The following is a 13,502-nucleotide window of genomic DNA, read 5'->3' on the forward strand; positions in this document are numbered from 1 at the left end:
ATGCAAAGGCAGAGATTTTCTGTCACCATAAATAAGATTAGGACTGTTTATAGGGAATTCTTTTAGTCAACCCATGAACCAGATTAGTGTAGAAGAACTGGCACAACGTCTTTCCTCTGGTGATGGAAGTATACAGCTAGTGGATGTCCGAGAACCAGAAGAATTGGCGATCGCTAACATTGAGGGCTTTGTCAACCTACCCTTGAGTCAATTTGCCGAATGGGGACATGAAATACCTACCCTCTTCAATCCTCAAGCTGAAACCCTTGTGCTATGCCATCACGGTATTCGCTCTGCCCAAATGTGTCAGTGGTTAATTGCTCAAGGTTTTACAAATGTGCAAAATATTTCCGGTGGTATTGATGCTTACTCCATCTTAGTAGACCATTCAATTCCCCAGTATTAGCTTTTGTTTAGGTGCATTACTCAGATGGAACTTAATTCCATCTGGCTTTTGCTATTGTGAAAATAGCACTAAATTAGCTTGGGGACTCGCCAGGAAAGTTTGTAACTTTCTCCAATAGCTACATAACTTACGCAACTTTTCGACTCAAATCTTAGCTGCAATAGCCGCAAAAATACGTATACAACAATACTTTTCTAAGTGTAGAATTATGCAAAAATAAGCCAGAAACTAGTGTTGTAAATTCAAACTCTTAGCTTTTGATGCAAAGCCTAGATTCTATTTAGAGCGCACTTTTAAAGAATGGTATACATGAACCTTAAAATTAATTATCACAATAAAATTGTATAATTTGTTATCTTAATAAATTATTAATATTCCTTGTTTAAATCAAATCCAGAAATTTCTCCAGACTTTGATTAAAATTTGCCTCTAGCAAAACATATCCTATGGAAGTCCAGTTAACAAATCGGCAACAGCATATACTTTGGGCAACGGTACGTCACTACATTGCTACGGCAGAGCCTGTTGGTTCAAAGGCTTTGGTCGAAGAGTACGACCTGGGTGTAAGTTCAGCCACAATTCGCAATGTGATGGGCGTTTTAGAAAAGTCTGGATTACTCTACCAACCACACGCTTCTGCTGGACGTGTACCTTCAGATTCAGGCTATCGCATTTATGTTGACCAGCTAATTACACCTTCTCTGCGTTCGCGCAGCGTGTCGCAGACAGACGCTACGCGGACAGAAACTTTAGGGCGAGAAATAGAGGTGGCATTGCAAAAACATCTCCAGTGGGAAGATCGGAGTTTAGAAACCCTACTGCAAGGAGCCGCGCAAATTTTAGCAACCTTGAGTGGTTGCATTAGCTTGATAACTATGCCGCAAACTACAACAGCACTATTGCGACATCTGCAATTAGTGCAAATTGAAGCTGGGCGGATCATGTTAATTGTTGTTACCGATGGTTATGAGACACATTCTAAGTTAATGGATTTGTCGCCAATACCAGAAGAGACACAACGAGATTCAGAGGTAATCGATCGCGAGTTGCAGATTGTTTCTAACTTTTTGAATACCCACTTGCGAGGGCGAAGTCTGTTGGAATTAGCCAACCTCAACTGGAGCGAACTAGATCAGGAATTCCAACGCTACGGAGAATTTTTGAAAAATTCAGTTGCCGAATTGACTCGTCGCACTCTTGCGCCGACTGCCACACAAATTATGGTTCGGGGCGTGTCAGAAGTTTTGCGCCAGCCAGAATTTTCCCAGTTACAGCAAGTACAAACGATTATCCACCTGCTGGAAGAAGAACAAGACCAACTATGGCGATTAATATTTGAGGAACCAGAACCGGAGGATATTGGTAAGTCAAGGGTAACGGTTCGCATTGGCGCAGAAAATCCATTAGAACCGATACGCACCTGTACTTTGATTTCTTCGAACTATCGCCGAGGTTCAATACCAGTAGGAAGTGTGGGAGTTTTGGGGCCAACGCGCTTAGATTATGAAAGTGCGATCGCAGTTGTAGCATCTGCTGCTGATTACCTCTCAGAAGCCTTCAGTTATTTCAATCCGTAAAGTTTAGGGATAAGCTGCTACGAGTCTAGACGAATGAATAATGCGATCGCAGATAGATAGCCTAATTTGTAGTGGCAAAATTAATAATCAATCCTACTTAAATCTTTCATGGTTAGAAAAATCGCCTTTGGTTTCCTGTGGTTAGGATTCACTATCTATGCTTTTTTTCTCGCTCCTCCTGAGCAACCCGGTACATTCGAGTTAATTAAAAACCTTTCTACTGGCCAGTGGCAAGGAGTTAACCCATTAGTCATAGCACTATTCAACCTCATGGGCATCTGGCCTCTCGTCTACAGCGCAGTAGTGTTTATTGATGGTAAAGGGCAAAAAATACCTGCTTGGCTATTTGTTACTGCCTCTTTCGGAGTCGGCATATTTGCCTTGTTACCCTACTTAGCCCTTAGAGAACCAAATAATCAGTTTGTTGGTAAAAAGAATATCTTACTCAAGCTGCTAGATTCTCGTGTAACTGGGATTGTGTTGACTGTAGCTACAGTTCTTCTAGTTGCCTACGGTTTAAAAGGAGGAGATTGGGGCAATTTTGTGCAACAGTGGCAAACAAACCGCTTTATCAATGTAATGAGTTTAGATTTTTCCCTACTTAGCCTCTTATTTCCCGCATTACTAGGGGATGATATGGCGCGTCGCGGTTGGAAAAATCCACAGATATTCTGGTTAATAGCGTTGATACCGCTATTCGGCCCATTGATTTATTTGTGTGTGCGTCCACCTTTACCAGAAGTGGGCGTAGAGGCAATACCCGGTCAGCAGCCAGCTGCAAATTAAAGCACTTTTTAATTCGTAATTAAAGAAAGTTTCAGCCGGGGATTTAGACCAATTCACGAAAATCCTGATACATATAGATTTCTCGTGGGGGTACGGCATTGTCCATTGGTGTCAACTTAAGAAGATAAAGCCCATATTTGTTGGGTGTAAGCCTCAATCTCTCAATGGCGCTTACGCCTAGTTTTGACTAATCCAATATTTTTAGGCAAGCTGAGAGGATGTTTGGAGTGCGATTTGTTCAGTCTAAATAAATATAAATACTTAGAGACGACTGCCTAAGTTCAAGCCTAGAGAACTGAATAATAATGTAGGTGTGAATCCTACCCCGCAAGTGCTGCGGTGAAAGCCCTTTCCCTACTGTAGAGACTAGCCATCAATCGGTAAAGCGGGAATGAACAGCGCTCTTACTAGGAGCCTAAACCCGGTAAGGAGCCAAGCAAGATATCCATGAGTACGAAAGACACGTTTGAATCATCGTTAATCTCAAGTAGCGCAATCAGGCTGAAACGCTGCGCCAAAAGGTAAAGGATAAGGGATTAGCGGTTTCCAGACCGACTAATAAGCACCCCCAACAAACCCGGTGAATAGTGTCACTCTAAAGGTATCAGTATTGTTATTCGGAACGAAGTAACCCGTCAAACGCTCTCAGGTGGTCGAATACCTGAGTAGGTGCTAACCGGATGCCTTGACGGGCAAGATTGAGTAAGAAGCGAACGCTTGGCTGTAATGGTCAAGATAGGCTGACGTACCCACGATGATTTGGTAGGAATGGTCACATTAGGAAGTATATATGTCTAAAACACTGAGCAATCAGATGGTGGAATGGAATAGCATTAACTGGCGAAAGCTAGAACGTGCTGTTTATAAGCTTCAGAAAAGAATATTCCAAGCCTCTCTACGTGGTGATAAATCAGCAGTACGCAGACTCCAAAAAACCTTGATGAGGTCTTGGTCTGGAAAAGCCTTATCTGTCCGCCAAGTAACCCAGGATAACCAGGGTAAGAAAACCGCAGGTGTAGACGGCATCAAGTCGCTTACCCCCAAGGCTCGGCAAAATTTAGTACTGAGTTTGAACATTAATCTTCATGTTAATGCTACCCGTCGTGTTTGGATTCCCAAGTCTAACGGTGACAAGCGTCCACTAGGTATTCCTACAATGCAGGACAGAGCGACCCAAGCACTTGCCAAACTGGCTCTTGAACCAGAATGAGAAGCGGTAAAGTTAAGGGGACAGCATCGCCATTCTATGGAAACCTGAAATACTGGAGTTCTAGAAGAGGAGAACATCCCCTAGTGACTACGAGAGTGGCAAAACTTTTGAAAGAACAAAAGGGTAAGTGCGCTCACTGCGGATTGTACTTTAGGGAAGACGATTTAATCGAAGTTGACCATATCATCCCCAAATCCCTTGGCGCAAAGGATAAATACGGCAACCTCCAAGCATTACATCGTCACTGCCATGACAGTAAAACTGCCAACGATGGTAGTAGAGGTACTCATGATTTGAGCCAAGTCATTGAGGAGCCGGATGAGGTGAAAGTCTCACGTCTGGTTCTGAAGACGAGCGGGACTCGTGAGAGTTTCCCTTAATTTAATAGATACGCTAGGCGATAGTGCAAAACACCTCCCAGAGGCGATGTCTATGACGGCTATGCCTACGTCAAAAAAACCAAAAATCTCTTAGTAATGTTTGCTTTCATGCCTACACAAGTTGATTTTTGAGTCTTTGACTGAAGTTATTTAAATACAAATAGATTTTTCATTTAAGCCTGATGTCCGTTCTTTACCAGTAGCGAGGTAGAGAATCAATATAGTTAAATGATGCTTCAGCGTTCTGCTCAAGCACCATTTAACTTACTATGTTTATTGTCCCCAGTTCAATAGGCTACATCTGCCTGCCCTTAGGTGATTATGGCAAAATCTAAGAAAAGCGCTACCCCCACCAATCTCAGCGATCCACAATATTATCTTAACCGAGAGTTAAGCTGGTTAGAATTTAATGGCAGGGTATTACATGAAGCCTGTGACGATCGCACTCCTCTTCTTGAACGCCTGAAGTTTTTAGCAATCTTCAACTCTAATTTGGATGAGTTTTTCATGGTGCGAGTTGCTGGTTTAAAGCAACAAGTAGAGGCGAAAGTCAGCCTATTAACTCCTGATGGTCGGACACCACAACAACAGCTAGATGATATTAGGTCTACCCTGATTCCTCATGTCAAGAAAGAGCATCAACATTTTGAACAAGTACTTCGTCCTCTACTAGCAAATCATGGCATCCATATTCTGGATTACATAAATTTGAATCAAAAACAGCGAACTCATCTCAATAATTATTTTGAGGAACAAGTCTTTCCAGTCTTGACACCTCTGGCTGTCGATCCTAGTCATCCTTTTCCATTTATTTCTAATCTCAGTCTGAATCTGGCTGTTGTGGTCAAAAACCCAGATACCGAAGAAGAATTCTTTGCCAGAGTTAAAGTCCCCAGTGTTCTCCCACGATTTTTACCGATACCACCTGAGTTGGGAGATCAAAATAACGGCAAACCTGCTCACTGGACTGGAGTACCTTTAGAACAAGCGATCGCTCATAACTTAGAATCTCTATTTCCAGGGATGAATATTCAAGAATATCATCCGTTCCGCATTACCCGTGATGCCGATTTGGTATTGGAAGAAGATGAAGCAGATGATTTGTTATTAGCGATTGAACAGGAATTGCGAAAACGGCGGCTAGGTGGGAGTCCAGTCCGGCTAGAAATTCAATCCCAGACTCCTGAAATAGTGCGATCGCGATTATTGCACGATTTGGAATTAACAGAAAGCGATCTCTACGAAGTAGACGGTCTTTTGGGCCTGCGGGATTTGATGTATTTTATGTCCTTGCCATTGCCAGAACTCAAAGATCCACCACGCCAATCTGTTGTACCATCACGCTTGCAAAGGCTGAGAGAACCGAGTTTAGACCCAGATGCGCTAGAGACGGACGAGGGAAAAGATTTTTTTGCTGTGATTCGGGAAAAGGATTTGCTAGTACACCATCCCTATCAATCCTTTTCGGCTACGGTGGTGCGCTTTATCACCCATGCTGCCTATGATCCGAATGTGTTAGCCATCAAGATGACCCTTTACCGGACTTCTGGCGATTCGCCCATCGTCAACGCCTTAATTGCCGCTGCTGAAAATGGCAAGCAAGTATCCGTGCTAGTGGAATTAAAGGCGCGATTTGATGAGGAGAATAATATTTATTGGGCAAAACGGCTAGAAAGAGTTGGAGTTCATGTAGTCTATGGTTTAGTAGGGCTGAAAACTCACAGTAAAACCGTTATGGTGGTACGGCGCGAAAAAGATCGAATCCGCCGCTACGTACATATTGGCACTGGTAACTATAATCCCAAAACAGCACGGCTATATACAGATTTGGGATTGTTTAGTTGCCGTGAAGAATTAGGTGCTGACATCACAGATTTATTTAATTTCTTGACAGGATACTCCCTGCAAAAGTCTTATCGAGAATTGTTGGTTGCACCTGTGAATATGCGCGATCGCTTTTTGGCACTAATTCATCGCGAAATTGAAAATGTTCAAAATGGATTTTCTGGACGCATTGTTGCCAAAATGAATTCCTTAGTCGATCCAGAAATTATCGCCACATTATATGAAGCTTCCCGCGCCGGAGTACAAATAGACTTAATTATTAGGGGCGTTTGCTGTTTGCGTCCAGGACTCAAAGACATTAGTGAAAATATTCGCATCATCAGCATTGTTGGTCGCTTTTTAGAACACTCTCGGATTTATTATTTTCATAACAATACACAGGAGGAAATCTTTATCGGTAGTGCCGACTGGATGCGCCGCAACCTAGATCGTCGAGTCGAAGTAATTACCCCAGTAAAAGACCCAGATATTGCCAAGGATTTGCAAGAAATCATGGGAATTATGCTTGCGGATAATCGCCAAGCTTGGGAATTACAAGCCGATGGCACTTACATTCAACGCCGTCCTTATGATGATTCTCCAGAAGCCAATTCACAAAAAATTCTTATGAATATGGCATTACGCTCAACTGGCGTAACCTCAAACTTGATTGATTAAAAGATAAGTTACTTTGACTTTGACAACTAGCTAAACTTAGATAACTTTTAAAAGTTATCTAAGTTATTTTTCATAGGTTCATACAGAATTCATGAATCAGGATTCCAAATTCAGAATGAATTCCGATCAAAAAGCAGATAGCACAGGGATAGCGAGTCGGCTTACCCCTGCGGCGATCTTCCTAGCAAAAGTGCCTCGTAAAGAGCATCAAATTGCTGATTTCTATATTCTGAATTCTTCTTCAATCAACCATTGGATAGAGTTAGTGCTGCTACGTGTTCCCATAGACTAGAGAGGTTATTCTGAATAAATTCGTCATTCCCCTCAATGTTAATGTTATCCTGTGAGCTTTCTACCTTGCGTGTTCTAGTAGTTGATGACCATGAACTGACTCGTCTAACCTTACAATTGGTTTTTTCCTGTCAGGAGAATATTCAAGTAGTAGGTTTAGCCAGTAATGGTGAAGAAGCTATAGAAATGGTTAAACGTTGTCATCCTGACGTAATTGTTCTAGATTTACAAATGCCAGTCATGGATGGCTGGAGCGCGTCTAGCCAAATTAAAGCTATATCTCCGAACACCCAGATCCTTGCTTACTCCTCAGTAGAAGACGCAAATTTTCAAGGAACTAAGGCAATGTCTAGCTTTGATGACGTTTGCAAGAAAGATGTACCGACAAGCGAACTGATTGCTTTAGTTAGGCGGTTAGGTCAGCGTGCAGGAGATGATTCAGTTGCAGGATAAATGATACAACTATGTTGCTTCGCCAGCTCAGGCTTAGTTAAATTCTGGGGATTTGAGAATATTATAGTAGTGTGGAGCGTCGGTATTAGCTGAAGTTGACAGTTAAACCGACGCATTTGTGCTGTTTTCTACTCTACCGGAATGGTGCGTTTAAATTCATCAATTAATTCATCTAGTTCTTCCAAAGCCTGATTTACGTCAACTCTCAATGTTCCCAGGTTTGGTTGCTCTAGCAGGCCTAATAGGTACTCGCGTTTACTTTGAACTGCAACAATTCGTTCTTTTATAGTCTGTAGATCCATTATTTTTTTCCATTTTTAACTACCTTTAAATTTTAAGTTAACTCAAAATCCAATATTTTGGGGCACTATACTCTTAGTAGTCCACTACACTAACTTTCCTCTCTAGAAACTCCTCATGTCTCCCGTACCTCTACTCAAAAGCAGGCTACGTGTAGCGTCTTTGATATGAAAAGTTTTAAACTAAGTAAGCTGGAAGCTTTTGACTTCTCTTTGTGTGAGTCTTAACCTGGCAATTTTGAGTTGGTTGAATTACTAGTCTCTAGAGATGATGTTCTTCCCTAATTTGTTACTCATAGCCGATGATAATAAAACTGAGGTATTAAGAATTTATACTAATTTAAGCTCATGCTACGCCAAATCTCTTTGGGAACACTCGGTTTAACTATCGGTGGCATATTAACCATTATGGGCTTCGTCGCCTATGCTGGTAATAATGCCACACTCAATCTTGTCGGATTTTTTTACGGTATTCCTCTATTGTTGGGAGGACTGGCGCTGAAAGCTAATGAACTTAAGCCAGTACCCTTTACCCAAAAGACATCTCCGTCAGCATTGATACTGCGGGAACAGCAAGCAACTGATACTCAAAATAAAATTCGCAAAGATATCACCCGATATTGTTACGGTCAAGATGCTCATTTAGATACAACACTTTCTTTTCTGGGTTTGAGTCCCACAGACCAGGAACGACCAACAGTCACAGGGTTACGAGAAGTAGAAGTGAATGGGAACTATGCCCTAATTTTAGAATTTGATTCACCGCTAATACCAATTGATGTATGGCAAAAAAAGCAGGAAAAAATGACTAATTATTTTGGACCGGGATTGGAGGTTCAAATAACACAGCCATCTGAAAATACAATTGAGTTAGCGCTGATTAATACTCCAAAAGAGTCACTAGTCAGTACTCAATAGTTAGGAACAAAAGTTATTGTTACCAAAACTTTAATGGCTTGTTCTTACCCACATTTTTGTAACAACTCAATGTGCTGCACTAATGGACATCTCTCCCAGAACTTAAGTTCTGGATAAAGAAACTCTCTCTGTACTCAACTTAACTGAAATTTTCACTTTCACAGGGGATAGCATCAACCTAAGTAGAGGCGCGAAACTTTGCGTCTCTACACGCCTAAAAATTCCCACGCATGATCTTAAGTCAATTGTATTGCTACATACAGCATTGACTCGTTTTTTTACCACTAACCAAAAAGTTACTTTTCTAAACGAACTGCATACCATTGTAAATATTGCCCAGGGCCAATATCTAATTCACAGCCAGTGTCGAGTAAATATTGTGCTTGAGCTTCCACAGTATCAAACTTTTGCAAGTCAGGCGGTAAATCTTGAATTATAAGTTGCTGAAGAGTTGTTTTGAGCTTTTCTAATAACTCTGATTGTGTCAGAAATTGCTCTGGTTTATCTGTTTCTAAAAGAACAAAGTGATCTTGCTGATACATTAATGAGTCTGGCATTTTAAAGATTTAGTGAATGCAAATGGTTTTTTCGATCGCGTCTGGTTATTTTTGTAGTCAAAAAATGGAGATTCTATCTATTTGATCTGCTGTCTGTGCAGTACTCATAGGATTTAGTTGTTTAAGACATAAATATTACTTAATTTAGTATATCTAGATTCATATAAATTTAATTATTAAATTACTGTTTTTTAGAATAAAAAATCTATTTTTAACTTAAGTAAATATAGTTAATCAATTAAATAAGAACTTTTACTTGATTTATCAACTCAAAGTGATTCAACAATAAAATATTGAACTTAGTTGAATCTTAATCTTATGTAATTATACCGTATTTTTATCCCTACTGCCCAATAGACTAAAGACATTTAAGTCAAATGATATTAGTATTTAATATTAGCTATAGCAATCCAAATTTAAAGTTAAGAAAATACGTAGATTAAAAATACGTATTTTAAAGCCTTTCAGAAATGTTATCTCTCACGAATGATTTAGGATTGCTATATTTTATGAACGTACTTTGACAATTGCTTTTCCCTGTTTCGCTAAGTTTATAAACTAACTAATTAAGGTGCCTATTTGCAATTTTCAAAAAAATTGCAATTTAACTTTAACAATGGGGAAATATAAAAGCAACACTTCCTCCCATAACCATAGCCGAACAAAAAGGTAAAAATTGCCTTCGCGTTCCAATTATAGATTGTCTATGCAACTTAGTTATCTACCGCTTGCTTGGCTCAAGAACATTGAGCAGTCTATTGTCAAAAAACAGTTGATTGTGAAGCCAGACACACCTTTGCCGCAAATTCTGGCATTGATGAAAAGAGCGATCGCTCCTATGCGATTGAGTTGCACAGCCTTTTTCAGAATAATCTTGCAAGTGGAAGGCAACTCATGTCAGGCATAAGCTCATTTTCTGTTTCTAAACAACCACCACTGATTCTAGTGGCTGATGATGACAAGACTATCCGAGTGTTGTTGCGTAAAGCTATGGAACAAGAAGGTTATCGAGTGGTCGAGGTCAATGATGGTAAGCAATGTTTAGATGCTTACGAGACTATCAAACCGGATATAGTTTTGCTAGATGCTGTAATGCCTGTGATGGATGGCTTTACCTGCTGTAAGCAATTGCTCCAAATTGCCAGGAATAATTTAATCTCAGCCCTTGCAACCTTTGATACTGACTCGGCTCTTAACAATACTGTCATCTCCAAAATATGGGAGCGCACTCCCATATTGATGATCACATGCTTGGACGATGAGGAATCCGTAAACCGTGCTTTTGATGCAGGAGCGACTGATTATGTTACTAAGCCAATTCACTGGCCTGTATTGCGTCAACGGTTGCGCCGACTGCTACAGCAAGGACAAGTATACAAACAATTAGAGGCAGCAAACCAAGCTTTGCAGCACCTTGCCAATGTAGATGGCTTAACTGAGTTGGCTAATCGTCGTCGCTTTGACGATTATCTCAATACTCAGTGGATTAATCTCGCCCAAGAGGAATCTCCTTTGTCAATGATTTTGTGTGATATCGACTATTTTAAATTTTATAACGATAAATATGGCCATCCTGCTGGAGATGTCTGTTTACAAAAGGTGGGTGCTGTCTTAAATCTGAAGGCGCAAAAACATCAAGACTTAGTAGCGCGTTATGGTGGCGAAGAATTTGCTGTGATTATGCCATACACCCATGCATCTGGTGCAATTCACGTGGCCGCAACGATACAAGCGGGAATCAAAGATTTACAAATTGCTCACGCCGGGTCTGCGGTGAGTCAGCATGTCACGCTAAGTATGGGCGTAGCAACTGTTGTACCTACTTGGGAATCCTCACCTTCAGATTTGATTGTACGGGCAGATAAAGCACTCTACCAAGCAAAGGCAGGGGGGCGCGATCGCTTTGTCTCAAGTTTTTAATTGTGATTAGTTATTAGTTATTTGTAAATGCCTATTGCCTAAGAAGGATAAACTGGCAGCGTGAAGTGGAACCATGCTCCATTATTGGGGGCGGAATCTACCCAAATTTGGCCATAGTGTGCCACGATAATACGCTGGCATAAACAAAGACCAATGCCGTAACCTTCTTTACCTTCATCCCGTTGTAGGCGGAAGTGGTTTTCAAAGATGCGATCGCGATTTTCTACAGGAATACCAGGCCCAGTATCGCCAATACTAAACTGAACTTTTTGAGTAGTGCGGTGCAATCCCGAAACGCTAATCTTGCCACCTTCTGGGGTATATTTGATGGCGTTATCTAACAGATTCACTAGCACTTGGCGGATGCGTTCTGGATCGGCATATACATAAGGTAAGTCACTAGGAATATCTGTTTCAACCTCTTGGGATTTAGCGGTGTAGCGATCGCACAATTCTTCGAGTACATCTAAAAAGACTTTACCTAGTTGTACTTTTTGTGGTGATAGAGGAAACTCTGTATCTTTTCCACGCCCTACCTGCAAAAGGTCAGTAATCATTCGGTCAATGACCTTAGTTTGATTGCGGGCTTGTTTTAATAAATGTGCCGTCATCGATGGCTTGAGGCGCTGAAATTCCCCTGTCTCTAGATTGTAGTTAGATTGGAGAGTTTCTATTGCGATCGCGGCAGCAGTTAGGGGATTGCGGAGATCGTGCGCCAGCATAGCAATCACCCGATCTTTAAACTGTAGCTGCTCTTGAAGGTTATCTTTTTCCTGTTTCAAGCGAAAAATTTCGTCTGAGAGTCGGATTAGTTCAGCAGAAACAGCAACTGAATGGATAGTGGATTTGGGTAATGTACCCCGACCATTGTCATCCATGTGTTCTTGCAAGTCTTCCTGTAATTTTAAGTAAGCGTCTACAGCGACTTGCCAGCGAGGCCACCAGTTTTTCAATTGCGCTATGATATTACTCCCAGCCAGAACCTGTCGTGGTTCAGGATGGATTTTGATTAAAGCTGGCGTTGCTACCAACTTAAAGTGTTCTGCTAAGTAAGGTTGTTGTCCAACATCGATAGTTTGAACTTCAAAAGTATACTCAGCCTGCAATTCTTTTAAGTAAGCACGTATTCGCTGCACCTGTTGGCGGGACTTAGGTCGTCCATCGACAAAAAGTAACAGTTGGAGTGGGGCCTCAGAATAAATAGGCTGATCCTGGGAAACTTGCATGTAATCGTGTTTCAGCACTGGTAACAACCCGGTGACGCTTTACAGAAAGTAAAATGGACTGACGGTTGTCGATGGTCGTTGTTTTGGTCTTCAATTTAATATCTATTTTAGATTTTCATACTGCTCTTAGTTCTGCATCTTTGACACTAAAGATATCTTTTTCAGCCTTTTGTCCCTTTTTGACTAACTTTATCTCCAAGAAACACCCAATCCTCTTGAATATAAGCCTTAATTTGCCCTGAATCGAAAGTTGTCGCTAGAGTTAGCAGGTGAAAGGTTTAATACTATGTCAAATCAGCTAGTGGAGCAGCATGTCAATTTGACTACTCGCTTTGAACAAGCGATCGCCGAACTAAACGCAGATGCTAATTGTATCTAATCTATCAGGAAGCTGTTAACTGTTTAGACCAAGTTTGTGGAGAGAGGGTTTTTTAAACACCAGTGCATCCAATGAAGTGTCTTGTTTGCCTCAACCTAATCATTATTCTGATTAGGAAAACAGCCATAGCTAATAACTATATACTGCCTATAACTTACTAAGCGTACTCTGTGCCCAGCCTTCCTCAAAGAAGACCTACCTATTCTCTTGAGAATAGGGGATGGGTTGCCCTAAGACAACCTTTTGGATAACATCGGGGCGATGCCTACGGCGGTAAACTACGCACTTTTAGAGTCAGTACTTACTGCTTTCGAAGCTGCCAAGAAACTCTTGACTACAGCACAAGTAGCACTTTCCCCATAAAATCTATTTAGAGAAATTAGGGAAACTGCTGCGACACTTGACTGCTTTACTTATGACCCCAGTCGCCAAGAATAACGAACTTACGCTAAGTTCCTGGAATTTGTAAACACTGGCATTTTCCGGCTATTGCCTTATTCAGCTTACCATCGTCAGATGAATAATTTCCAGAATCGATTGCAACCCAGTGTTAGCGAACTTTATTGATTTCCCTCTTTGGGTGAGGCTAAGGGGGCTT

14 protein-coding genes are annotated in these 13,502 nt (G+C 41.1%); 11 read left to right on the forward strand and 3 right to left on the reverse strand.

From position 1 onward, the window contains the following. The first annotated feature begins 73 nt into the window (after positions 1-73). From NPUN_RS29120 to NPUN_RS29150, 8 genes are all read left to right on the forward strand, one after another. Positions 74-406, forward strand: coding sequence for a rhodanese-like domain-containing protein (locus NPUN_RS29120; protein ID WP_012411996.1), 333 nt, complete (start codon positions 74-76; stop codon positions 404-406). A gap of 446 nt (positions 407-852) precedes the next feature. Beyond that, positions 853-1,983 carry a heat-inducible transcriptional repressor HrcA gene (gene hrcA / locus NPUN_RS29125; RefSeq protein ID WP_012411997.1) on the forward strand — a complete coding sequence of 377 codons (1,131 nt, stop codon included), beginning with the start codon at positions 853-855 and terminating at the stop codon, positions 1,981-1,983. Positions 1,984-2,091: 108 nt separating this feature from the next. Beyond that, positions 2,092-2,769: a hypothetical protein gene (locus NPUN_RS29130; protein WP_012411998.1), complete on the forward strand. Its 678-nt coding sequence runs from the start codon at positions 2,092-2,094 to the stop codon at positions 2,767-2,769. A gap of 790 nt (positions 2,770-3,559) precedes the next feature. After that, positions 3,560-3,979 carry a reverse transcriptase N-terminal domain-containing protein gene (locus NPUN_RS42180; RefSeq protein WP_167315673.1) on the forward strand — a complete coding sequence of 140 codons (420 nt, stop codon included), beginning with the start codon at positions 3,560-3,562 and terminating at the stop codon, positions 3,977-3,979. Beyond that, the gene (locus NPUN_RS42185; RefSeq protein ID WP_041565699.1) at positions 3,976-4,359 is read left to right on the forward strand and encodes an HNH endonuclease; all 384 of its coding nucleotides are present in this window, start codon (positions 3,976-3,978) and stop codon (positions 4,357-4,359) included. Before NPUN_RS42180 ends, NPUN_RS42185 begins: the two co-directional genes overlap by 4 nt. Before the next feature lie 321 nt (positions 4,360-4,680). Then, on the forward strand, positions 4,681-6,861 hold the full coding sequence (gene ppk1 / locus NPUN_RS29145; protein WP_012411999.1) for a polyphosphate kinase 1: 2,181 nt from the start codon (positions 4,681-4,683) through the stop codon (positions 6,859-6,861). 115 nt (positions 6,862-6,976) lie between these two features. Further along, complete coding sequence (locus NPUN_RS42190) at positions 6,977-7,153, forward strand: hypothetical protein (RefSeq protein WP_167315674.1); 177 nt, start codon at positions 6,977-6,979, stop codon at positions 7,151-7,153. Between the two features lie 35 nt (positions 7,154-7,188). Next, positions 7,189-7,605: a response regulator gene (locus NPUN_RS29150; RefSeq protein ID WP_012412000.1), complete on the forward strand. Its 417-nt coding sequence runs from the start codon at positions 7,189-7,191 to the stop codon at positions 7,603-7,605. Between the two features lie 128 nt (positions 7,606-7,733). Here the strand turns inward: NPUN_RS29150 and NPUN_RS42195 are convergent, their stop codons facing one another. Beyond that, positions 7,734-7,907 (reverse strand): hypothetical protein, encoded by a 174-nt coding sequence (locus NPUN_RS42195; RefSeq protein WP_012412001.1) that lies wholly within the window; start codon positions 7,905-7,907, stop codon positions 7,734-7,736. Between the two features lie 345 nt (positions 7,908-8,252). Between NPUN_RS42195 and NPUN_RS29155 the strand changes: the two genes are divergently transcribed. After that, positions 8,253-8,822: a DUF2854 domain-containing protein gene (locus tag NPUN_RS29155; RefSeq protein ID WP_012412002.1), complete on the forward strand. Its 570-nt coding sequence runs from the start codon at positions 8,253-8,255 to the stop codon at positions 8,820-8,822. 296 nt (positions 8,823-9,118) lie between these two features. Here the strand turns inward: NPUN_RS29155 and NPUN_RS29160 are convergent, their stop codons facing one another. Then, positions 9,119-9,379, reverse strand: a complete 261-nt coding sequence (locus tag NPUN_RS29160) for a CRR7 family NDH-1 assembly protein (RefSeq protein WP_012412003.1) — start codon at positions 9,377-9,379, stop codon at positions 9,119-9,121. Positions 9,380-10,085: 706 nt separating this feature from the next. On the opposite strand from NPUN_RS29160, the gene NPUN_RS29165 reads away from it, so the two are divergent. Both NPUN_RS29165 and NPUN_RS29170 read left to right on the forward strand, forming a co-directional pair. Then, positions 10,086-10,286, forward strand: coding sequence for a hypothetical protein (locus tag NPUN_RS29165; RefSeq protein WP_041565700.1), 201 nt, complete (start codon positions 10,086-10,088; stop codon positions 10,284-10,286). Then, on the forward strand, positions 10,274-11,299 hold the full coding sequence (locus NPUN_RS29170; RefSeq protein ID WP_012412004.1) for a response regulator: 1,026 nt from the start codon (positions 10,274-10,276) through the stop codon (positions 11,297-11,299). Before NPUN_RS29165 ends, NPUN_RS29170 begins: the two co-directional genes overlap by 13 nt. 38 nt (positions 11,300-11,337) lie before the next feature. Here NPUN_RS29170 and NPUN_RS29175 read toward each other — a convergent pair whose 3' ends face one another. Continuing rightward, positions 11,338-12,543 carry a histidine kinase gene (locus NPUN_RS29175; protein ID WP_012412005.1) on the reverse strand — a complete coding sequence of 402 codons (1,206 nt, stop codon included), beginning with the start codon at positions 12,541-12,543 and terminating at the stop codon, positions 11,338-11,340. Positions 12,544-13,502: the final 959 nt, after the last annotated feature.

Source organism: Nostoc punctiforme PCC 73102 (genome assembly GCF_000020025.1).
GTDB lineage: Bacteria > Cyanobacteriota > Cyanobacteriia > Cyanobacteriales > Nostocaceae > Nostoc > Nostoc punctiforme.